The sequence below is a fragment of the Mesorhizobium sp. M0626 genome, from assembly GCF_040320665.1.
Taxonomy (GTDB): domain Bacteria; phylum Pseudomonadota; class Alphaproteobacteria; order Rhizobiales; family Rhizobiaceae; genus Mesorhizobium.
Genome location: NZ_JAMYQD010000012.1, coordinates 61,131 through 83,201, shown reverse-complemented (window position 1 = coordinate 83,201; position 22,071 = coordinate 61,131). Strand labels below are relative to the sequence as shown.

21 protein-coding genes and 1 pseudogene are annotated in these 22,071 nt (G+C 62.6%); 15 read left to right on the top strand and 7 right to left on the bottom strand.

Annotated elements, in window-relative coordinates; genetic code table 11:
- Positions 1–23: 23 nt before the first annotated feature.
- On the bottom strand, positions 24–4,346 hold the full coding sequence (locus tag NKI37_RS16765) for a cytochrome P450 (protein ID WP_352791345.1): 4,323 nt from the start codon (positions 4,344–4,346) through the stop codon (positions 24–26).
- 129 nt (positions 4,347–4,475) lie between these two features.
- Positions 4,476–6,248: an adenylate/guanylate cyclase domain-containing protein gene (locus tag NKI37_RS16760; protein ID WP_352791343.1), complete on the bottom strand. Its 1,773-nt coding sequence runs from the start codon at positions 6,246–6,248 to the stop codon at positions 4,476–4,478.
- A gap of 357 nt (positions 6,249–6,605) precedes the next feature.
- On the opposite strand from NKI37_RS16760, the gene NKI37_RS16755 reads away from it, so the two are divergent.
- The 3 genes from NKI37_RS16755 (at position 6,606) to NKI37_RS16745 (ending at position 8,250) form a co-directional block, all read left to right on the top strand.
- Entirely contained in the window at positions 6,606–6,863 is a 258-nt protein-coding gene (locus NKI37_RS16755; protein ID WP_023690752.1) for a PepSY domain-containing protein, read from the top strand.
- An 84-nt stretch (positions 6,864–6,947) separates the two neighbouring features.
- Positions 6,948–7,688 (top strand): lysozyme inhibitor LprI family protein, encoded by a 741-nt coding sequence (locus NKI37_RS16750; protein ID WP_352791341.1) that lies wholly within the window; start codon positions 6,948–6,950, stop codon positions 7,686–7,688.
- A 91-nt stretch (positions 7,689–7,779) separates the two neighbouring features.
- Positions 7,780–8,250 (top strand): hypothetical protein, encoded by a 471-nt coding sequence (locus NKI37_RS16745; protein ID WP_023668992.1) that lies wholly within the window; start codon positions 7,780–7,782, stop codon positions 8,248–8,250.
- A gap of 96 nt (positions 8,251–8,346) precedes the next feature.
- Here NKI37_RS16745 and NKI37_RS16740 read toward each other — a convergent pair whose 3' ends face one another.
- Together NKI37_RS16740 and NKI37_RS16735 are read right to left on the bottom strand one after the other, a co-directional pair.
- Complete coding sequence (locus tag NKI37_RS16740; RefSeq protein ID WP_352791339.1) at positions 8,347–10,227, bottom strand: L,D-transpeptidase family protein; 1,881 nt, start codon at positions 10,225–10,227, stop codon at positions 8,347–8,349.
- Between the two features lie 212 nt (positions 10,228–10,439).
- Positions 10,440–11,186, bottom strand: a complete 747-nt coding sequence (locus tag NKI37_RS16735) for a 3-oxoacyl-ACP reductase family protein (RefSeq protein WP_352674973.1) — start codon at positions 11,184–11,186, stop codon at positions 10,440–10,442.
- A 98-nt stretch (positions 11,187–11,284) separates the two neighbouring features.
- Here NKI37_RS16735 and NKI37_RS16730 point away from each other — a divergent pair, with 98 nt between their 5' ends.
- Together NKI37_RS16730 and NKI37_RS16725 are read left to right on the top strand one after the other, a co-directional pair.
- Positions 11,285–11,893, top strand: coding sequence for a TetR/AcrR family transcriptional regulator (locus tag NKI37_RS16730; RefSeq protein ID WP_023710494.1), 609 nt, complete (start codon positions 11,285–11,287; stop codon positions 11,891–11,893).
- Between the two features lie 62 nt (positions 11,894–11,955).
- Entirely contained in the window at positions 11,956–12,354 is a 399-nt protein-coding gene (locus NKI37_RS16725; protein ID WP_023682502.1) for a rhodanese-like domain-containing protein, read from the top strand.
- 46 nt (positions 12,355–12,400) lie between these two features.
- Here the strand turns inward: NKI37_RS16725 and NKI37_RS16720 are convergent, their stop codons facing one another.
- Positions 12,401–13,309: an alpha/beta hydrolase gene (locus tag NKI37_RS16720; RefSeq protein WP_352791337.1), complete on the bottom strand. Its 909-nt coding sequence runs from the start codon at positions 13,307–13,309 to the stop codon at positions 12,401–12,403.
- Positions 13,310–13,357: 48 nt separating this feature from the next.
- On the opposite strand from NKI37_RS16720, the gene NKI37_RS16715 reads away from it, so the two are divergent.
- The gene (locus tag NKI37_RS16715) at positions 13,358–13,810 is read left to right on the top strand and encodes a MarR family winged helix-turn-helix transcriptional regulator (RefSeq protein WP_023668997.1); all 453 of its coding nucleotides are present in this window, start codon (positions 13,358–13,360) and stop codon (positions 13,808–13,810) included.
- 26 nt (positions 13,811–13,836) lie between these two features.
- Here NKI37_RS16715 and NKI37_RS16710 read toward each other — a convergent pair.
- Positions 13,837–14,446: pseudogene (locus NKI37_RS16710) on the bottom strand (pyridoxamine 5'-phosphate oxidase family protein).
- Between the two features lie 65 nt (positions 14,447–14,511).
- Entirely contained in the window at positions 14,512–14,865 is a 354-nt protein-coding gene (locus NKI37_RS16705; protein ID WP_023668999.1) for a gamma-butyrobetaine hydroxylase family protein, read from the bottom strand.
- A gap of 200 nt (positions 14,866–15,065) precedes the next feature.
- On the opposite strand from NKI37_RS16705, the gene moaA reads away from it, so the two are divergent.
- From moaA to NKI37_RS16660, 9 genes are all read left to right on the top strand, one after another.
- Positions 15,066–16,061, top strand: a complete 996-nt coding sequence (gene moaA / locus NKI37_RS16700; protein WP_352791335.1) for a GTP 3',8-cyclase MoaA — start codon at positions 15,066–15,068, stop codon at positions 16,059–16,061.
- Between the two features lie 75 nt (positions 16,062–16,136).
- Positions 16,137–16,664 carry a hypothetical protein gene (locus NKI37_RS16695; RefSeq protein WP_352791334.1) on the top strand — a complete coding sequence of 176 codons (528 nt, stop codon included), beginning with the start codon at positions 16,137–16,139 and terminating at the stop codon, positions 16,662–16,664.
- A gap of 45 nt (positions 16,665–16,709) precedes the next feature.
- Entirely contained in the window at positions 16,710–17,066 is a 357-nt protein-coding gene (locus NKI37_RS16690) for a hypothetical protein (protein ID WP_352791333.1), read from the top strand.
- Positions 17,067–17,309: 243 nt separating this feature from the next.
- Positions 17,310–18,230 carry a DMT family transporter gene (locus NKI37_RS16685; RefSeq protein WP_352791331.1) on the top strand — a complete coding sequence of 307 codons (921 nt, stop codon included), beginning with the start codon at positions 17,310–17,312 and terminating at the stop codon, positions 18,228–18,230.
- Between the two features lie 3 nt (positions 18,231–18,233).
- Positions 18,234–18,866 (top strand): molybdenum cofactor guanylyltransferase MobA, encoded by a 633-nt coding sequence (gene mobA, locus NKI37_RS16680; RefSeq protein ID WP_352791330.1) that lies wholly within the window; start codon positions 18,234–18,236, stop codon positions 18,864–18,866.
- On the top strand, positions 18,863–19,366 hold the full coding sequence (mobB, locus tag NKI37_RS16675; RefSeq protein ID WP_352791328.1) for a molybdopterin-guanine dinucleotide biosynthesis protein B: 504 nt from the start codon (positions 18,863–18,865) through the stop codon (positions 19,364–19,366). Before mobA ends, mobB begins: the two co-directional genes overlap by 4 nt.
- 216 nt (positions 19,367–19,582) lie before the next feature.
- On the top strand, positions 19,583–20,368 hold the full coding sequence (locus NKI37_RS16670) for an ABC transporter substrate-binding protein (protein ID WP_352791326.1): 786 nt from the start codon (positions 19,583–19,585) through the stop codon (positions 20,366–20,368).
- A 74-nt stretch (positions 20,369–20,442) separates the two neighbouring features.
- Positions 20,443–21,162: an ABC transporter permease gene (locus tag NKI37_RS16665; protein ID WP_352791324.1), complete on the top strand. Its 720-nt coding sequence runs from the start codon at positions 20,443–20,445 to the stop codon at positions 21,160–21,162.
- Positions 21,159–21,980, top strand: coding sequence for an ABC transporter permease (locus NKI37_RS16660; protein ID WP_352791322.1), 822 nt, complete (start codon positions 21,159–21,161; stop codon positions 21,978–21,980). Before NKI37_RS16665 ends, NKI37_RS16660 begins: the two co-directional genes overlap by 4 nt.
- The last annotated feature ends 91 nt before the right edge of the window (positions 21,981–22,071 follow it).

The following is a 22,071-nucleotide window of genomic DNA, read 5'->3' as shown; positions in this document are numbered from 1 at the left end:
CCCGAATCAGCCCCGGCCAAGACTCAGAGCCGCGAAATCAGGTAGCGCAGCGCCGAGCGGCTGGGCATGAAGAAGTATCCACCACCCTTGGTGGTGACGAATTGCGGCATGTCACGGAGCGTCGTGACCTTTTCCCATGACGGAATGGTGAACCTGCCATCACCGCTGCGCGAACCAATCGTCGGGTCCTTTTCAGCGACGAGGCCCTGGAACGTGGCCGACGAAACCCAGGTCTGCTGAATGAATTCGTACTGGCGCTCTATGTCGGCGTTGAGGCACATGAACAGCAGCCCTTTTTCGACCTTGCCATTCTTGCCGTCCTGCTTCTCATAGGTACGGCCGACCCGCAGGATACGATGGCGCTTGCCGATATTGATCTGCGTATCGCGGTCCTCACCCAGCGAGTCGCGTGGGTTGGAACGGCGAATGTGGGCACCAAGCGGGCAGCGATGGCCTTGCGGATCCTCGGCGCCAGCCGCGAAGTTGTTGTCGATGACGCGTCCCGGATGATCGGGGTTGCGCACCAGCGAGCTACCGTTCTGCCAGCGGCCGAGCATCTTGGCGGCAATCCAGTCTTGCGTGATGGCTTGGTTGCCGAGTTGGCTCGCGACCAAGGCTGCAGCCTTTTTGCAGTAGTTGTTGAAGACGTCGACGTGCTGCTCGAACTGGCGAATAACCAGGAATGAACCGTTGCGCCCGAAATCGCGCGGCGGTGGCGGCAGGCCCGGAATCAGCCGGCTACGGCGCACCTGAGAAAGGATTCCGGTCCGATCGCGTGATGCGCTTACCGAGGGCGAGGCTGGATAGAACCCATGCTCATCACGATAGCCGAACAGGAACTCGCCGGGCGCGACCAGATGCATGGGCGCGGCGCCCCTGCTGGCGCGGGTCGTGCCCCGGACAATCGGCTGCGAAATCCCGTCCGCGAAACCGAAATGCTCGTAGGCTGGCCCACGTTCCGACCGATCGTCACGCTTTGCCCCGTCGGACGATTTCGTCTTCGTGTCGGTCGGACCCCGGTTTACGGCGAGCGGCAGTTCGGCGACGACCTTCATGCCTGCACCGGTCGTCTTTCGTCTCACGGTGGCAATCTCGGTCTTCAACCGTCCCGGGTCTTCAGCATAGCAGACGATGACCAGGTCCACAGGGTTCTCCAACGACCCCCACTCCCATTCGTCCGGGCCGTCGCGGCCTCGGTCGTCCAGTATGCGCCCACGCTCGGGATTGCCCATGCCATGGCGAAAGGCGATCGGAAATGTTTCCAGTGGATCGCCCTCCACACCCTCGTCGAGCCCAAACTGCCGCAGGCCACCGGGACCAAAGGCGACTATCATAGCGCGCCCGGCGGGCCTGCCTTCGCCGAAACTCGTCTGCTCGACAACGAAATCGAGCCAGGCTCTGCGCTTGGGCGCCGGCAACTTGTCCGGCACCCGGATCGCAAGCATATGCGAATAAGCGAGCGGGCCGAGCGGGCCGAAGAAGATGGACTGGATCTCGCCGGTTTCCAGCTGCTGCTCGAGAGGCGCCGGAAAGGCAGAGCTGATATTGGCCAGCAGCGAAGTGGTCTTTTGAACGGTGGTTGTTTCGCTCGCCGGGCGCCGTAGCGAACCGAACAAGCTCAGCCAGTCGCGCGCCTCGTTGCCGACGGCGGAAGCAATGCCGCGCCTGACCCGGGAATTGATCCGGATGCGCTCTGTGTTGATTTGGGGATAGGCGGAGTACCAGAACAGGGTCGGCACCTGCTGGCGCCGCGCCCAGCGCTTGAAACGATCGCCGTCGCGCGCGCCGTCCAGGAACAGCCATCGTGTGCGTGGATAGCCCACGGTGTTGCTCCACACGCCGGTCAGGCCAGCGGACGCCTTGGCGATGAAGTCCTCAAGATAGCTTTCCCAGCTGCCGCCGTAGTTGGAGAAGAACATCAATCGGTTGGAGCCGGGCAGCAGTATCCAGCGGGCGAAATGGATGGTGTTGATGGTGTTGAGGAAGCCTGGCTTGAATACCTTCTGGGCAGCTATCGAGATCAGGTAGAAAGAAAACCTGAGCGCCAGCCGCCGCAGAATGCCGGCCTTCATCGTCGAAATCGCAGTCAGATGGTTCTGTGCCGCGTGGCCCTCCTTGACGAGTATCGCGTTCAATTCAGATATGCCGATCGATGTGCTTTCCGGCCGATCCCTGTCCTCGCGGCGTCGCAGCGCCAGCAAGCACGAAAACGCCAGCAGCGCCGCTGCCACCAACACTCCAAGTCCCGACAACAGAAGTGAGGTGATTGCCACGGCTATAGCGGTGAAGGAGATTTCCTGGGAACTGATGTCGATAGATCTGCCGAACACCACACTGTAGGTCATGTACCAGCAAGCAGCCCAGATGATCGCCACCGTGACGAAGACCGGTGGTACCAGCAACGTCGTCATCAGAGCACGGCCCCAATGACCCGGCGGCTTTTCCAGCAGGCTCTCGGCCGGCTCGAACGCCCAGGCAAACGTCTCTAATGACTGGACATGCTGGCGAACTTCAGCGAGCACGGCAGGAGCGTTGCCGGCGCCTTTGCGTGGCCGCTCGACGATGTCGCGCACGGCTTCGAAAAGCTGCTGCTCGGCCTTGATACGCTGGACCGAGTGCCCCGGCGTGCCCGAAAACACCAGTCCGGCATTGCTGCCGAAGGACGGCGATATGTCGACATTGTGCTTGCGCAGGAAATCGTTCAATGCGCCGCCATCGGGCAGATCGCAGACATCCTTGAAGATCGGCCGCAGCCGGTGCCCGATGGCGTGCGTGACCGCATCGATGACATCGTCGATGCTGCCGTCACCGGACATCTCGAGAACCAGAGCTCCTTTTTCCTGACCGGAATCAGCGCTGATCTCGCCGGTGCCGACCACGGTCAGGCTGGTGAAGTGGACGGTGCCGGCAATATCGAGCGCGGTGCGGATATCTTCGACGGCCGGGTTGCCGAGGCTGGCAACCTTGTCGCGGACAGCATCCAGCGACGCGGATCGGGTGACCGAGCAGACCACCGTCACCATAGACTGCGTTACGGTGCGGCAGAGTTCTGCCCGTTCGAAATCGACCTTGAGGGTTTCGGGATAGGCGCCGATGCGGGTCATCCGCCCGGCCTTGCCGGGCATGCGGCGCACGCCCTGCTTCTGGAACAGGGCGCGCAGGCTTTCGCCGATCTGGATCCTGGCAATCTCGGCGCCGATGCACTGATGAATACCGTGGCCGAACACCATGTAGTCGCGATACGGGCGCGATGTGTCGAACTGGTCCGGGTTCTGCACGGCGTCGGCATCGAACATCGCCGACAGCGTCGCCGGCATCACCACCGTGCCGGCCTTCACCAGGCGCTCGCGGCGCGTACCCTTGCCGATGATCGCGTCGCGGGCCGTGTAGCGCCAGGGGCCGACCCAGATCGGCTTGAAGCGCATGGCTTCAAGGACGGCCCTGTCGAGCTTGGCGGTATCGTTTTCGGCCAATGCCGCATCGATAGCCTGCCGTGCGTCGGGCCGCGACAGGATCACGTCGAGGCAATTGCCGGCGGCCAGCACATTGGTCGGGACGAAGCCGGCGATCATGCCCAGCATGATCGAATTGAGGTCGTCCCGCGACAGGCGGCCCTGATCCATCTGGACAACCAGCCTCGCCAGCGGTTGCTCGGCCTTCAAGCCCCGGTCCCTGGCCGACTGGATGGAGCGATCGATGACTTTGAGAAGACGGTCGCCCGCCACCACCGCGAGTTCGCGCATGACGGGGCTCGCCGTCGGGTCCGAAAAGAACAGCGCACTCAGCGCGATCGCCCAGTCGGCGAATTCGGATTCATCGTCGATCTCGACGCCGAAATAATCTCGACAGATGTGCACCGGGACGATCTTCATCAACCTGGAGATCGCATCGAAGCCGGGGCTGGCGCGCGTCATGATCTCTTGCGAATGACGCGCCGCGATCGGCCTGACGGCGGCTTCGACCTCGGCCGGCGGGAATGCACTCAGCACCGACGATTTCATGCGCCGGTAGTCGGCGCCGTCCTGCATGCCGAGGATGAAGTTGGATCCCCGGGCAAGCTCGGTCATTTCCGGGCCGTATGGGGTCTGGAATTCGTCGCCGCGCTCCAATATGTCGCGGACATCGGCGTTCTTGGTGACCACGAGAACGCCGAAAAGTTTGCCGGTCGGCCGGAAACGCCGCAACAAGGAAAGCGCCCAGCGGGGGTCTTCGGCCAGAGACCCGACGACGCGCGCAATCAGCCCTGTCTTCCGGATCCGGCCGAGATCGAAGGGCGGCATTTCCGACAGCGGGCGCTGGTTTTTCTGGGCCGCGCGAATAGCGTCGAAATACTTCAGTTTGGTCATGCGCGTTCAAGCCCCCCGGCCATCCACGTCATTGCGATGCCGGCCGTTCAACGCCTAGGTTTGCATCGGCTGCACGTATGTGAATCTTTTCACAGTTGGTCCATGTTCCAGCCAGCACTGACGCCATGTTCATTTGGCCAGTTGGAAATTGGCGACGAGGAACTCGTTCGCGGCCTTGTCGGTGAACGGTATCCAGCGCACACGCTGTTCTGAAAAATCGGGATGCCGGGTGGTGAAAATGGTCATCTCGCGCCGCGCCTGTTCCGGCCGGCCGCTTCGCATCAGCGCGCCGATCTTCAGGAACCTGGAATAGAAATAGCCGGGAGACAGGTTGAGCGAGCGGTCAGCGGCAGCGATCGCCGCCGGCCAGTTCTCGACCAAACAATAGGCCGCCGTCAGTTCCCCCAGATTGTGGAAGCGGTAGAGGTCGAACGGGCTCAATCGCTCGGTATCGAGAAAGAACGGTATCGCGGTCGCGGCATTGCCGAGCAGCAGCTGGGCGCTGCCCATGGCCGAGCGCGCGAAGGCAAAGCTCGGATTGATGTGGATCGCTTCCTCGAGATGGTCGACGGCCGACCGCGGTTCGCCGCGCATGATGTCGACGGCGCCGAGATGGGCGTGCGGGCGCGCATCCAGGCTGTCCACCAGCAACGCCTTGCGGGCAAACTGCTCGACCTTGTTCAAATCGTCGCTGTCGCCGAAACGCAGCCATGCCCGCCAGAAATACCACCACGCCAGTTCGTTGAGCACGGCGCTCGAGTTGGCGTCCTCGCGGTAGGCCTTCTGGAAGAACTCGAGTGCGGTTTCGGTGTCGCCGCGGGTGCGCCGGTTCATGTGCCAGCGGCCCCGTCGCACCAGTTGCCAGGTCTCCAGGCTTTCCCAGGGAACCTGGAAGGTGCGTGCCTGTTCCGCCCGGTCGACCTCCTTGTCGAGGATCGAAACGATCTCAGCGCCGATCTGGTCGCGCAGGTTGAAGATGTCGACCAGATCGCGATCGAAGCGCTGCGACCACACCAGCCGCCCGTTGGACGCGTCGGCCAGCGAGGTGTTGAGGCGGATCTGGCCACCATTGCGCATCAGCGTGCCGCTGACGATGTAGCGCGCGCCGAGCGCGTTGCCGATCACCCGCGTGCCCAGCGTGTCGTCGCGGAACTGGAAGCTGGAGCCCTTGGCGATGACCGAGAGCCATCTGGTGTTGGAAAGACCATAGATGATGTCCTCGGCGATGCCGTCGGCCATGTAGCCGATTTCATGCTCGCCGCCATCGGCGTGGAAGGGCAGGACGGCGATCGCCGGCGGCCCCTTGGACGACAGCTTCTGCTGCGCATTGGCCTGGGGAATGGCGGCGAACGACGCCGCCGGCGAGGATCCGTTGCCACTGCGGCCGGCGATCAGAACGCGCACCGGCAAGGCGATGTTCTTCAGCATGAATTCGCCGAGATCGGTGAATTCGGCCGCCGTCTTGTCCTTCACATGGTGCCAGGTCGTCTCCGAAACGGCGAGACCGTCGCCCGGCGCGAATTCCTGGATTCTCGCGGCGATGTTGACGTCGTCGCCGTAGAGGCGTCCACCACGCACGATGACGTCGCCGGTGTTGATGCCGGCCCGAAACGGCATGCGCATGTCGTCGGCAACCTCGGCGTTGAGGGCGACGATGCGGCCCTGGAAATCAAAGGCCGCGCGCAACGCCTCGATCGGATTGCCGAACTCGGCCATGATGCTGTCGCCGGCGTCGCCGAACGTGCGGCCGCCAAATGTGCCACAGCTGTCGGCGATGATGTCGCGCCGTTCCTCGAATGCCGCGACAGCAGACTCGTCGTCGATGCCCATCAGCCGGGAGAACCCGACGGCATCGATAGAAATGATTGTCGCCAGCTGACGGGTGTAGTTCCGTACAGCCATGTTCGAGCCCCCGCTCCCTTTCTGGTTCTGGTCCAGCACAGGCGACGACCCGTTCCTGAAACACTTCGCCGCGCGCTGAGAGATGAAGATTCCGGCGGGGTTGGCGCGCCATGCCACCCCGCCAGGACCAGAAGTCTAGCAGGGTCTTGGGCAAAGCTCTACCACCATCGGGTTGTCCAGCGCGGGCCGTGGCAGCACTCATGGTTGGCCGGCGGTTGGCGCAAATATTGGCGTGCCGTCGCTCTGAGCGCGGCGATCCAGGGCTTGACGGAAGCTGCGCGATGTCAGCTCTCGGAACAAACTGTGCTGCCTGCGAGTTTCCGGTGCGGTTCATGCCAACGTGAAATGAGGGTAATCATGCGAAATCTTGTTCTGGCGACCGGTGTCGTCGTTCTTCTGGCCGGCTCGACGGCCTTTGCCGCGGATGACAGCCCACTGCCGCCGACGAATGCCCAGAAACTGTCGGCAATCATCGCCAAGGTCGAGCAGCGCGACGGCTTTCGCTATGTGAAGGAGGTCGACTGGGACAAGGAAGGGTACACCGTCACCTATTACACCGCCGACAAGGCGAAAGTCGAAATCACCTTCGATCCCGTGACCGCCGAACCGAAATAGCGCCGATACCGACACCGCTTCGGCAATTCCGTCCGCTGCGTTTTTTGCCTAGAATGGTGGCAGTTGTCGGACAACGGGGCGACCATGCTTTCTTCCAATCGAATTGCCAACTCGTTTGCGCTTGTCGTCGCACTTGCTGGCGGGGCGGTCTGCCTTGGTCCAGCGCGTGCCGACGGGCCGTCCTTCGACTGCCGCAAAGCCAGCCTGCCGGTGGAAAAGGCGATCTGTGCCGACCCGCAACTGTCGGCAATTGATGCCTTGGTGGCCGAGGCCTTTACGGGTTTCGAGCCAGCCTTTGGCGGCGACAAGCGCAAGATCGCCCGTGCGCTCATCGCCGACAGGAACGCCTGTGGGCAGGATGCCGCCTGCATCGTCAGCGCCCAGAACAATGCGCTGCAGACCTACGGCAATGCGCCGTCCTGGGTGCAGGACTACAACATCGCCCTGATCGGCAAGAAGGCGCTCGACACCGCGGCCCGCCATCCGGGCAGTCTCGACCAGCCCCTGCCCTCGTCGATCGGCCAATGCGCCTTGACCCACATCACCGCGCTGACGACGCGGCTCGGCGACGACCCGCTGGAAACCACCGGCCCTGAAGCCGGCAGCCTGGCGCGGTTCAGCAATGGCGGCGCCGGGGTTTCCTACGAGCGGGAGCCTGGCCTTGCCAGTTCGAAAGCCGGCGATCTTGTCGTCATGTGCCTGATATCGATCCCGAGGGATTGTCCGCAGGGCGACGAGCGCGGGCGGGTCTATTACGGCGTCGACCTCACGATAAAAGGCACATGGGTTTTGCCGGATTCACAACATCTATGCGGCGGCGCCTGAAGATTTGCCGCAAAGCACTGCTGGATGCACTCTTGCGCCGATCCGCCTTTGATGGCTGAGTGCGCGTAACAGTTGCAGGGCACGGGGGTGCATGGCCATGGTTAAGCATGTTTTGAAGCGCATCCTGATGATGCTTGCCGGCTATTTCGTTTCGGTGCTGATCGGATTGTTCGCGGTCGTGGCGATATATTGCGCACTCGCCGTATTGCCCAACGCGCCGGACTATTTCGGCGCCATGCAATTTTCGCCCATTGTCGTGCTGCTGTGGCCGCCGCTCGGCATGGTCGTCTATTTCCTGACGATCGTGCTGACCGGCCTGCAGACGCTGATCTTCGCGCTGCTCGCCGAATTCTTTGCCCTGCGCAATTTCCTGGTGCACATGCTGTTTGGCGCCGCTGCCGCTGCAGCCGGCTTCTTCCTGGTCTGGCCGGCCGCGGAAGAGGATGCCGGACGCTGGGCCGATATCGGCATCATCGCCGCCGCCGGCCTCGTAGCCGGCCTGGTCTATTGGCTGATCGCGGGCCGCGACGCCGGCTTCCGGCGTCCGCTCATCCAGCGCTGATCGCAGGAAACGGGCGACCGTCTATCGGCCAAAAATCTAATAAAACCAGAGAGACAAAGTGAGTTCCTCGTTCGTTGAACGAGGAACTCCGCTGGTTCAGCTCGTCGGCGAACGCACCGCTTCGGTCGCGTCCAGCGCCTGCATCAGCCGCGTGTCGCGGTCGTAGACGTCGTTGAAATATTCGACTTTGCCGGACAGGTCCGGCCAGGCAGTGAAGTAGGAGACATAGACGGGAATCGTGCGTGTCACGTCTTCGCTGGCATGGCCGTGCTTGAGCTTTTCGGCGATGTCGTCGACCGAGACGCCGAGCACCGCCGCCGCCATCCCACGTGGATCCTGAAGGCGAATACAGCCATGGCTGAGCGCCCGCATATCGCGCTGGAAGAAGGATTTTTGCGGCGTGTCGTGCATGTAGATGGCGTGCTTGTTGGGGAACAGGATCTTCAGTTCGCCCAGCGCATTGGCTTCGCTCGGCTGCTGGCGCACGCTGTAGGGAATGTTGGCGCCGTAGGCGCCCCAATTGACCGAGGAAGAGGGAACCCGCCTGCCGCGCGAATCGGTCACCTCGTAGCCGGCACGGTCGAGATAGCCCGGATCGCTACGCAGCCTTGGCAGCATCTCGTTGACGATGATCGACTGCGGCACGCCCCAATAGGGATGGAAATCGACCTGCTTGATCTCCTTGAAGAAGAAGGCGGTCTGGTTGGTGGTGCGGCCTATGACGACGCGGGTCTTCAGCTTCTCCTCGCCATTGTCGATATAGCTGGCGGTGAAGGCAGGCTGGTTGATGAACACCCGCGGGCTGCCGAGATCGGACGGCAGCCAGCGCAATTCTTCCAGCGCGACCTGCACCTTCTGCAGCCTGTCTGCCTTGGATGCGCCGGCGAGCGAGGCGACGGTGCGCGGGCCGATGACCCCATCGCCCTTCATGCCGGCCTTCACCTGCACGGCCTTGATGATCGGAACCAGTTCGGGAACATAGACATCGCTGGTGCCGAGACGAGACAGGATCTCGCCATAGGCGCCGCCCATCTCGTCGTCGAGATTGCGCGCGATCAGCGTCAGCAGCTTCGGCAGTTCGGCGCTGGTCTCGCCGGGCTTCAGCAACAGCTTGGGATCGACGACGATTTCGTTTTCGGCGCTCGCCTGCAGCGATTCAAGTTCGACGCGCAGCGCCTGATATTCCGCGTTCTGCGGGTGCCGCGATTCGAGGTAGGTGCGCACTTCCTGGGTGTGGGCCAGCGTCTTGAGCGCGCCTTCCATGTCGACCGGCTTCGGCGGAAATTCATAGTAGCCGGTGATGCGATTGGGATCGACGCGCCCGCTCTGGGCGTCACGGGCATAGCGCAGTACGCGCGCCGACAGCGCCATCTCGAAGCGGACGAGTTCCTTCAGATGGGCGTCGGCATCGACTGCCGATGCGTTGGCTGCCGGCACCTCGACCGTGTAGTCGGCCGACGTGAGACCATAGCTTGCGGCTTCGCCAAGCACCCGCACCGCATCCCGGGCGCGGGCATTGGGATTGCCCTCGTTCACCCAGATGAAATCAGGATTGGCAGAGTAATAGGCAATCAGTGCCTTGGCGATATCGGGCTCGGCATAGAGTTCATAGTCGCTGAGGCCTGCAACGGCTTCGCGGAAGGCGGTGCTGGTCGCCGACGGAACAAAGGCGGCGTCTTCAGCTGTTGCCACCTGGGGAGGTGCTGCCACCAACGCGGCAAAGTCGACGCGCACCAGCCGGTCGGCCTTGTAGGTGTAGTAGGACGGGCTGCTGATCCTGGTGCCGCCGCCGCCCGATACGGCGGGCTTCGGCTTGCGCTTTGGCGGCGGCGGGAATTCGCCTTGCGGCCTGTGCTTGACGCCACCGCCGAACAGCATGTCGAACAGGCCTTGCGCGCTTGCCTGCGGCACACCGAAGGCCAGTGCTGCCGCCACTGCAAGCGGCATCACGGTGGCTTTATTTCCGAGGAATTTCATTAATCACCCGCTCCGGCTGCAAGCCGGCTCCCGTTCCGCGCCGCTAGACGATCTTGCCAACCGCATGGCGGATGTAAGGCGCTACTATACCGATTCATACCGATTTCGTTAAGCTTCCATAAATTTCCGCAGGCCTGTTGCAGAACGGTTTCACAACATCGTGACGTCTGGAGCGGCGTTGCTGCTCCAGACCGGTCAAAGCGGCTGCTGCTTCAGGCGTTGGCGCCACCGTCGATGGTGAGCGCGGCGCCGGTGACGAAGCGCCCTTCCGGACCGGCGAGCCAGGCAACCATGCCGGCGATCTCGTCAGCCTTGCCGAAGCGGGGCGTCGCCATCTTCCGCCGCTGGTGTTCGGCATGCGGGCCTTCGGCCGGGTTCATGTCGGTGTCGGTCGAACCGGGATGAACGACGTTGGCGGTGATGCCGCGCGGACCGAGGTCTCGCGCCAGCGCCTTGGTCAGGCCGACCAGCGCAGCCTTGCTGGTCGAATAGGCGCTGAGGCTGGTGTCGGTGACGCGCTCGGCCAGATTGCTGCCGATCGAAATGATGCGGCCGCCCTCGCCCATGTGAGCCGCTGCCGCCTTCGAGGCCACGAACGGCGCTCTCAGATTGACCTCAATGGTCTCGTCAAAGTCGGCCAGCGACATTTGTTCGATGGGCGCCGCGCGCCAGATGCCGGCGCTGTTGACCAGGATGTCGAGCCGGCCGAAGGCATTCACCGCCTCGGTGACCGAATTTTCGATGGCGGCAGCGTCGCGATTGTCGGCTTGGATGGAGATCGCGCGACCACCTGCCGCTATAATCTCGGCGACGACAGCTTGGGCCGGCGCCGCACTGTTGACATAGGTGATGGCGACGTCGGCGCCATCGGCCGCGAGCCGCTTCGCAATCGCAGCACCAATGCCGCGGCTGCCGCCGGTGACGAGTGCTGCCTTGCCGTTCAATCCGTTCGCTGACATGTCATGCTCCTTTTATGTAACGATCGATACATAAATCTGGCAACCTTGCCTCGCGACGTCAAGTGAATTATGTATCGGTCAACACAGAAAAGATCGTCATGCCGGAAAGAGGCCGTCCCCGCACCTTCGATCGAACCGCCGCCTTGCGGCAGGCGATGGAGCTGTTCTGGGCCAAAGGCTATGAGGGCACCTCGATCGCCGACCTGACCGCGGCGATGGGGATCAGCTCGCCCAGCCTCTATGCCGCCTTCGGCAGCAAGGAGGCGCTGTTTCTGGAAGCGACCGAGTATTACACCCGCAACGAAGGCACCGAGATCTGGAGCGCGCTGGACGAAGCGCCGACGGCATGCCAGGCGATCGAGAATTTCCTGCGCCAGACGGCAAAAGCGTACTCTCAGGACGACCGCCCGCAGGGCTGTCTCATCGCGCTGGGCGCACTGCACCAGGATTCAAGCAGCGGCGCGATCTGCGATGATTTGCGCCGCCGCCGCGCCGAAAACCACACCCTCTTGCTGAGACGGCTGGAACGCGGTGTGGCGGAAGGCGAATTGCCGGCGGGCTTCGACAGCAACGCGGCGGCGACCTTCTATGCGACGGTCCAGCACGGCATGTCGATCCAGGCCCGCGACGGCGCCTCGTGCGAAGCGCTGATGGCCACAGTGGCCGGAGCGATGGCGGCGTGGCAGGGGCTGGTCGGAACAGCGTGACAAAGCGCGGAGCTTGTGCTGGAAATCCAGTCGGCGGCGAAATGCGCCGGGAGGGATCGTCCGTGAAAAAAGGGTATCGCGAGTTGCTCGACGAGGCCAATGCCGAGATCGAGGTGGTCTCGCCCGAGGAAGCGGCCGGGCTGCTCGACGACGAGGACACCATCTTCGTCGACCTGCGCGATCCACGCGAGATCGAGCGGGACGGCCAGATCCCCGGCGCCAAACATGTCACTCGCGGCATGCTGGAATTCTGGATCGATCCCGAAAGCCCCTACCACAAGCCGTTCTTCGCCTCGGGCAAGAGCTTTGTCTTCTTTTGCGCGGGCGGCTGGCGCTCGGCGCTGGCCACCAAGACGGCGCAGGATATGGGGCTGTCGCCGGTCAAGCACATCCTTGGCGGCTATACCGCCTGGAAGGCGGCCGGATTGCCCGTCGAGCCGGGCGGTAAGAAGAAGGGCTAGCTCACCGCTCCGGCGTTGTCGGTGTCGGACAATACACCGATTGGAATCAATGCAGTATCGGCTCGCGCTCGTTTTTGACAAAGGTCACAGCGCGTTCGATGACACCTTTGTCGGCGAGAATGCGACGGTGGCCGAGCCCATCGGCCCAGTGCAGCCGCACATGGCTGCCGGCGCCGGCATAACGTGTGGCATGATCGGCGGGGACTTCGCGGTCGTCCGGCGCGTGGATGACCAGCGTCGGCACCGGCGCCTCAGCCAACTGGCGGTCGCCGGTGAATTCATGCAGCGGCCGGCCCGACAGCCTTTTCACCTGATCGGCCATGGAAACCTGCGAACGCGGACCGACATTGAGCATGCGGCTGAAGTCGGCGAAGATCGCCGGCAGGGAACTTGGCGCGGCGACCAGCACCAGCCGCTCGGCCGCGACGGGCTGGATACCCTTGATCGAACCGGCAATGGCATTGGCGGCGACGGCGCCACCGAAGGAATGGCCGACGATCGCCTTGAACGGACCGAACCATTCGCCGGCGACCCTGACCGCCTCGACCGCATTGACCATATTGAGATGACGGCCCAGCGACTGGCCATGGCCCGGCAGGTCGAGCGAGGCGACCCGGTAGCCCGCATCGCGAAAGCCTTCGATCAGCGCCCGCATATATTCCGTGCGCGAACGCCAGCCATGGACCACCAGCACCGTGCCGGCGGACGCCCTGCCCGGCTCGGGCCGGAATTCGTGCACCATGACGCAGCCGGCCTTGGTCGTCAGCCGATGATGGCGCGCCTCGGCCATGAAGCCGGCGGCGCGGTCGACCGCACGCCGCTCGCCGTCGCTGAGCGCCTTGACGCTGGGCGTGCGGCAGAACAGTTCGAAGGCGGCGCGCCCGCTCAGGCGGGGCGCCACATGCTCGGCGGCGCGGAACACGCCCCGGATGACCTTCAGTCCAAATGATGCCATAGTGGCGGTCCATCCATTCCGTTCAAGCATGAACATAATAGTTCAAACATGAACATTAAACAAGAGCTGCCCTGGGACAACCCGCGCTTTCGCAACTGGGTCGCGGTGGCGCGCGCCTGCCATGTGCTGGAGCGTGCGCTGGCGGTAAAGCTGGCGCCGCTGGATCTCAAGCCGGCGCAGCTCGACGTGCTGATGAACCTCTATCGCCATCCCGGCATGTCGCAGCACGATCTCGCCCGCAAACTGCTGGTCGGCCGCTCCAACATCACCATGCTGTTGCCGCAGCTCGAGGCGCGCGGCCTGCTGCGCCGCGAAGGCGACGAGAAGGACAAGCGCGTGCTGCGGCTGACGCTTACCGAGGCCGGCACGGAGCTTTTGATGAAGGCGCTGAAGGTGCATATGGCGCTGATCGAAAAGGCGATGAGCCAGTCGACAGCGGAACAGTGCGACATGATCGGCGAACAGATGCGCAAGATCTATGACGTGCTGAAGGATACCTGAGCCGTTCGATCCACGCGCCTCCCACCTCACCACATCGTCTTCTTCGCCCGCTCCGGCCATTCCTTGTCGTAAGTACCGGCATCGATATTCTTGCGGCTGGTGACTTCCAGGATTGTTCCGGGTGTCGGCAGCGATTTCGGGTCGACGTGCTTTGCCGGGTTCCACAGCTCCGAGCGAACGATGGCGCGGGCACACTGGAAATAGACCGAATCGACATCGACCACGGTGACCGAGCGCGCCGGCTTGCCTTCGACGGCGAAGGAGGCGCAAAGCGCGGCGTCGGTGGCGATGCGGGCGCGGCCGTTGACGCGCAGCGTCGTGCCCGAACCCGGCACAAGAAACAGCAGCCCGACGCGAGGATCGCGGATGATGTTCTTAAGCGAATCGGCGCGGTTGTTGCCGCGCCTGTCCGGCATCATCAGCGTCTTCGGGTCATGCATGCGCACAAAGCCGGCGAGATCGCCGCGGCGAGCAGTCCAGCCCTTCCGGCCCGCTCGTCGCCAAAGCGACAAAAGGCGAGGCTTCGATGAAGGCGGCATATTCGGGAATGACGTGGTCGAGTTCCTTGACCGTCGACGCTTCGCCGGGCAGGCCGTAGAGGGCTTCGAGCTGTTCGACCGTGGTGATGTCAGACATTTTCCCGTCTCCGAACCGTTGCCAGCGTTACCCCCAGTCAATGACGTTTTGCCGACAGTGCCGAACTAGCGGTCGCGGCTCAGTCCCTTCTCCTGGAGCTCGGCGAGATAGGCATTCCAGCGCGCGTCCTTTTCGTGGCCAAGCGTGTGCAGGTAATTCCAGGTGAAGATGCCGGTGTCGTGAAAATCGTCGAAGGTGATGCGCACGGCGTAGTTGCCGACCGGCTCGATCTTCAGGATAGCAACGTTACGCTTGCCGGGAACCGTCACCCGCTGGTCCGGCGAATGGCCCTGCACCTCGGCCGAGGGCGAAGCGACGCGCAGCAGTTCGGCCGGCAGTTCGAACGGGCGATGATCGGGAAAGGTGACCGACAGCAGTTTTCTGTCCTTCGAGACCCTGAGTTCCTTCGGCGCCGTCATCGTTTTCAATCCTGCCTCAATCCGCCCTTCCCTACGCTGGTTCGCGCAACCGGAAAAGGCCATTTGAACCCTGCCGACATCGGATGTCGGCCGGGGAATGTTACCAAAGATCAAGAGCGGCTATCTTGAATGGCGGGTTGGTTCGTATCACATAGCTGTATATAACGGTGCCACTCGCAGCCATTGGAAACGTTTGACGCATGGACATGATCGATCCTTTCGGGCGCACGATCAGCTATTTGCGCGTGTCGGTCACCGACCGCTGCGATTTCCGCTGCACCTATTGCATGGCCGAGGACATGGCGTTCCTGCCCAAGAAGGACCTGCTGTCGCTCGAGGAACTCGACCGGCTCTGCACCGTCTTCATCGAAAAGGGCGTGCGCAAATTGCGCCTCACCGGCGGTGAGCCGCTGGTGCGCAAGAACATCATGCATCTGGTGCGCCAGCTGTCGCGGCACCTGAAGAGCGGCGCGCTGGAAGAGCTGACGCTGACCACCAACGGCTCGCAGCTGTCGCGCTTTGCCGCCGAACTCGCCGATTGCGGCGTCGAGCGCATCAACGTTTCGCTGGACACGCTCGATGCCGACAAGTTCCACGCCATCACCCGCTGGGGCCATCTCGGCAAGGTCATGCAAGGCATCGACGCCGCGCAGGCGGCGGGGCTGAAGGTGAAGCTCAACGCGGTGGCGCTGAAAGACTTCAACGACGCCGAGCTGCCCGAAATGATGCGCTGGGCGCATGGCCGCGGCATGGATTTGACCGTCATCGAAACCATGCCGATGGGCGAGATCGACGCCGACCGGACCGACCAGTATCTGCCGCTGTCGCTGCTGCGCGCTTCATTGGAGCGCCAGTTCACGCTGAGCGACATCCCCTACAAGACCGGCGGCCCGGCCCGCTACGTCCATGTCACTGAAACCGGCGGCCGGCTCGGCTTCATCACGCCGATGACGCATAATTTCTGCGAAAGCTGCAACCGCGTGCGGCTGACCTGCACCGGCACGCTCTATATGTGCCTGGGCCAGGAAGATGCCGCCGACCTGCGCGCACCGCTGCGGGCCTCCGAAGGCAACGAACTGGTCGCTGCCGCTATCGACGAAGCGATCGGCCGCAAGCCGAAGGGCCATGATTTCATCATCGACCGCCGCACCAGCCGTCCCTCGGTATCGAGGCATATGAGCGTCACCGGCGGCTGATTTTTTTCCGAGATTTGGTGCAAAGAGTGTCTCCAATGTTGGCTGGAGGCATCGAATGAGCGTATTTTTCTTGGTTTGGCAGTTGCACTGATCGCGGCAGGCAGCGCGGTCGCGGCGCCATTCACCAACACCGATGCGCGCTTCGGCACCGTCTGCACCTTTCCCGACGAGATATTCACCGACCGCCAGCCTGAGCCGGACAATGGCGATGGTCAGCAATGGCTCACCGCCGACGGCGCCAGCCTGATCTGCTCCGGCATCTTCAACGTCAGTGACGACACCCCCAAAAGCTTTGTCACTGCCGAGAGGGCAAGCAAGGAGGCGGGTTACGAGATCAGCTGTAGCAAGACCGGCAAGAACTGGGCGGTGCTGTCGGGGCTGAAGGATGGAAAGATCTTTTACGAGCGGCGCCTGTTCGGCAAGGACGGCGTCATCCGCACGGTATGGATCGACTATCCGCCGGCAGTGAAAGCAAAAATACGATCCGCTGGTCGGCGCCATTGCCGGCAGCCTCAAAGCACGTTGAGCATTTTCGGACACATCCCAGAAAAAGTCTTATGCGCAAACGGCCGGCGGATTTACCGCAAGCGTGTTCGGGCCTAGATTCCCAGACATAGCGGCTCGTCGCTCGATTTGGGGGAACACGACATGCGCACACTCTTACTTTCTCTTGCAATGCTTGGGTTTGCCGCCGCGCCGGCAGCGGCGCAGTCGATCGGCGGCACCTACACCGTCGCCGGCACCAATTTCGACGGCTCGAAATACGGCGGCGAGGCGACCATCACGTTGACCAGCGAGACCACCTGCACCATCCACTGGGAAACCGGCGGGTCGTCTTCGGACGGCATCTGCATGCGCAACGACAATGCCTTCTCCGCCGGCTACGTCATGGGCAAGGAAATCGGCCTCGTCGTCTACAAGGTAGAAGATGACGGCTCGCTGCACGGCCTGTGGACGATCGCCGGCAAGAACGGCAGCGGCACCGAGGTGCTGACGCCGAAATGAGGCCACCGGTCATCGGATTGGCTCTCTGACAGATTTTGCAGGCCACGGATGAAAATCCGTGGCCTATTTCTTTGACGTTGCTGTCTTGCCGCCGGCTGCTACAGGCTTGAGCGGTTCACCGTTTCACCGAAACGTCGAACCGCTCTATTCTTTGTTTTCATGCAATTCCGGACGGAAAACCGTTCCGGACGGAAAACCGTTTCACACTTTTCCTGGATTGCTCTTGCAAAACCGGTAACGCCCTTGCCTCTTTCCCTAAATCTTCGCGGCGCGCTGTTCATGATGGTGGCCATGATCGGCTTCACCCTCAACGACGCCATCACCAAGTTCTCGTCGGAATCGATGAACATGGCGCAGGTCATGCTGGTGCGCGGCGCCTTTGCGTCGGTGCTCGTCGGCCTGCTCGCCTGGCAGCAAGGCGCGCTCGCACGACCGGGCTCGATGCTGCAGCCGCTGGTGGCGTTGCGCGTCGTCGGCGAGGCCGGCGCCACCGTCGCCTTCCTAGTTGCGCTGGCGCATTTGCCGATCGCCAATGTGTCGGCAGTGCTGCAGGCGCTGCCGCTGGCGGTGACGATGGGCGCGGCCCTTGTGTTTGGTGAAGGCGTCGGCTGGCGGCGCTGGCTGGCGATCGCCGTCGGTTTCGGCGGCGTGCTGATCATCGTGCGACCGGGCTTCGAAGGGTTCAGTGTCTATTCGCTATGGGCACTCGTCAGCGTCGCCTGCTGCGCGGTGCGCGACCTCGCCACCAAGCGCATCCCGCAGGCTATCCCCACATTGCTGGTGTCGACAGCAACCGCAATCGCCATGACCATTGTCGGCGCCGTCCTGCTGTCGCCGATGGGCGGCTGGACGCCGATGTCGGGCAAGGGCACGGCGTTGTTGGCACTGGCGGCGGTGCTGGTGCTGATCGGCTACCAGTTCATCATCATGGCGATGCGGGCCGGTGACATCTCCTTCATCGCACCGTTCCGCTACACCGCGCTGTTGTGGTCGATGCTGCTTGGCCTGACTATCTTCGGCGATGTCCCAGACCTGCCGATGATCGTCGGCTCCGCCATTATCATCGGCTCCGGCCTCTACGCGCTCTATCGCGAACGGGTTGTCGGACGGCAAAAGCCCGCCGCCGAAAGCGCTGGACCCGACATGGCGCCGGACGGCATATAAGGCATGAGCCGAGACATTGCAGGGATCATCCTGGCCGGCGGCCTGTCACGGCGCATGGGCGGCGGCGACAAGACCTTGCTCGCCCTTGGTGGGCGTCCGCTCCTCGACCATGTCGTCGCTCGCCTTTCGCCGCAGGTCGGATCGCTGGTGCTGAGCGCCAATGGCGACCCGATGCGCTTTGCGGCGTCCGGGCTTTCGGTTCTCGCCGATACGGTCGAAGGCCATGCCGGACCGCTGGCCGGAATTCTCACCGGCCTCGAATGGGCGGCAGCAAACACCGCCTGCAAGGCCTTGGTGACGGCCGCCGGCGACACACCGTTCCTGCCGGCCGATCTGGTCGCAACGCTGGCCGCGGCCGCAACCAGTCGGCCGGGCTCGATCGCGGTTGCCAGTTCCGGCGGCAGGCGGCATCCGACCTTCGCGCTGTGGCCGCTCGGCCTGCGTCAGGCCTTGCGCCACTTCCTTGTCGACGAGGACAACAGGCGGGTTTCCGCCTTCATCGAGCGGCACGACTGCGTCGAAGTGGAATTTCCGTTGCTGGCGCACGGCAGCAATGAGATCGACCCGTTCTTCAACATCAACACGCCGGACGACCTTGCGGTGGCCGAGCGTCTGTTGCAGAGCATCGGGCCATGAACATCTTCGGCATCACCGGCTGGAAGAATTCCGGCAAGACCACACTGACCGAGAAGCTGGTCACCGAGCTCGTCCGGCGCGGCTGGACGGTATCGACGGTAAAACATGCCCATCATGACTTCGACATCGACAAGCCTGGCGCGGATTCCTTTCGCCACCGCCAGGCGGGGGCAACCGAAGTCGCGGTGGTGTCGGGCAGACGCTGGGCGCTGATGCACGAATTGCGCGCAGAGGACGAGCCAACGCTGGAGACGATCCTGTCGCGGCTGGCGCCGTGCGACATCGTGCTGGTCGAAGGCTACAAGCGCGAGGCGCACAAAAAGATCGAGACCCGGCGGCTCGAGGCCAAGGACCGGTCGCCGCTCTCGGCAAATGATGGGCATATCGTGGCGATTGCCGCCGACTTCGCGGTCACCGGCGAAAGCCTGCCGGTGTTCGATCTCGACGACACGGGATCGATAGCCGACTTCATCGAGCGCGCCACCGGCCTCAAACCTTGAGGCCCCTGCCCGGGCCCGGTTCCGCCGCTTTCTTCGGCGGTTGCATTGTCTAACCCGGCGTCAGCATTGGCTGGACCCGCAAATCCCGCAAGCGACGGTTTTACAGTTGCTTTTCTCCCAAAAACAGTGGGAGTATCGCGCCAGCGGGCGGTCAAAAGCACCGCCCCACAGAGCCGTTTCGGAACGACGGCCGGGAGCCATAAAGAGAGGACTATCATGCGTATTGCACTGCGTATCGCGCTCGCCGCATCGGCTGCGCTGCTGACGCTCGGCGTCGCCCAGGCTCAGGAAACGACCCTGAGAATCGGCACCGAAGGCGCCTACCCCCCATTCAACAATTTGACCTCCGACGGCCAGCTCGTCGGCTTCGACATCGACATCGCCAAGGCGCTCTGCGACGAGATGAAGGTCAAGTGCACCTTCGTCGCCCAGGATTGGGACGGAATCATTCCGGCGCTGCAGGCCGGCAAGTTCGACGCCATCGTCGCCTCGATGTCGATCACGCCGGAGCGTCAGGAAAAGGTCGACTTCACGCATAAATACTACAACACCCCCTCGGCGCTGGCGGTGCCAAAAGATTCAACCCTCAAGGGCGTTACCAAGGAAGACCTCGCCGGCAAGACCATCGGCGTGGCAACCACGACGACGCATTTCAACTATGCCTCGAAGACCTATACGGACAGCACGGTCAAGGGCTATCCGAGCAGTCCCGAAGAGCAGGCCGATCTCGCCAATGGCCGTCTCGATGCGATCGAGGACGATATCGTCGTGTTGCAGCAATTCCTGGATTCGCCTGATGGCGCCTGCTGCAAGATTCTCGGCCAGCCATCGCCGCAGCCGGTCGAGATCTTTGGACCGGGCGCCGGCATCGCCGTGCGCAAGGGCGAGACGGATTTGGTCAACAAGCTCAACACCGCCATCGACGCCATCCGCGCCAACGGAAAGTACAAGGAAATCAACGACAAGTACTTCAAGTTCGACGTCTTCGGCGCCGAGTCCTGATCATCGGAAACAAGGCGGCAGGGGAAATTTCTCCTGCCGCCTTGGCCTGATAGAAGTGGAGACAAGACCCGTCAATGCCAAGCCAAAACATATGGATACTTCTCACTTGGGGACCCGATGGCTGGATTGACGATATTGCCTATGGTGCACTGGTCACTATCGCGCTTGCGCTTGCGACACTGCCCATCGGCCTGACGATCGGCTTTTTCGTCGCCTGGGCCAAACAATCCGAAGAACCGTCGCTGCGGCTGGCCGCCAACATCTACACCACCGTCTTCCGCGGCTTGCCGGAACTGGTGACGCTGTTCCTGTTCTTCTTCGGCGTACCAATCCTGCTGCAACACCTCGTGCGATATTTCCAACCCGACGCGACCATCGACGTCAACAGCTTCGTCGCCGGCATGATCGTGCTGTCGCTGATCTTTTCATCCTATGCCAGCGAGGTGTTTCTTTCAGCCTTTCGAGCCATACCGAAAGGTCAATACGAGGGCGGCTATGCCATCGGCCTTTCGAACTGGCTGACCATGCGCAAGGTGATCTTGCCGCAACTCCTTCGCATCGCGTTTCCCGGACTTGAGAACTGCTGGCTCAGCCTGCTCAAGGATACGTCGCTCGTATCGGTCGTCGGCCTCGCCGAGACGCTGCGCAATGCCTACACTGCTGCCCGCGTTACCAAGCACGCTTTCCTGTTCTATGGCGTTGCGGCCCTGGTCTTCCTTGGCCTGGCCGTCGTTTCATCCTTTGCCACCAGCGCGATCCTGCGCTCGCTCGGCAGGCGAGAGGCACAACGATGAGCGTCACAGCCACCTTGGTCGAACGACCGCCACCACGGGCGCGCGGCTGGCCGCGCAGCCGTGTCATCGGCTATGCGATGGTCGGTTTCTGGATCCTGTTCGGCCTCGGCATCGTCAGTTATCTGATCTTTGCCTGGAACGCCGACTTCTTCGCCAAATATGCCCCGGCCTATCTGAAAGGCCTTCAAACCACGCTGTTACTGGTCTGCATATCGATGGTGCTCGGAGCGATCCTGTCGGTGCCGGTCGCCTATGGGCGCATGTCCAGCAACCGGCTCCTGTCCGGCCTCGCCTATTGCTATGTCTATTTCTTCCGCGGCACGCCGCTGCTGGTCCAGACCTATCTGGTCTACTACGGACTGGGATCGTTCAGGGCTGAACTTCAAACGGTCGGTCTCTGGGATTTTTTCAAAGACGCTTTCAATTGCGGTGTGTTTGCCTTCGCACTCAACACCGCCGCCTATCAGGCCGAGATCCTGCGCGGCGCCATCGAAAGCGTGCCAAGAGGCCAGTGGGAAGGCGCCGCTTCACTCGGCCTCCACAAATTGCAGACGCTGCGAAAGATCATCCTGCCGCAGGCGTTGATCGTCGCCTTGCGTCCCTATGGCAACGAGTTGATCCTGATGGTCAAGGCCTCGGCAATCGTCGCCATCATCACCGTTTACGATTTGATGGGCCAGGCCAAGCTTGCCTTTGCCAACTCGTTCGACATCCAGGCCTATATCTGGGTCGCCCTTGTCTATCTGGTGATGGTCGAAATCTTGCGCCATGGCGTTGAATGGATCGAACGCCGGATCACGATCCATCTGAAGCGTTGACTGGTCGGCTGCACCAGTCGATCGGCTCATGCGCGTCTTGACGAATTGCGCGCAGAGCCTAGAGCTTGCGCGGACAATTTCCGTTTCCATC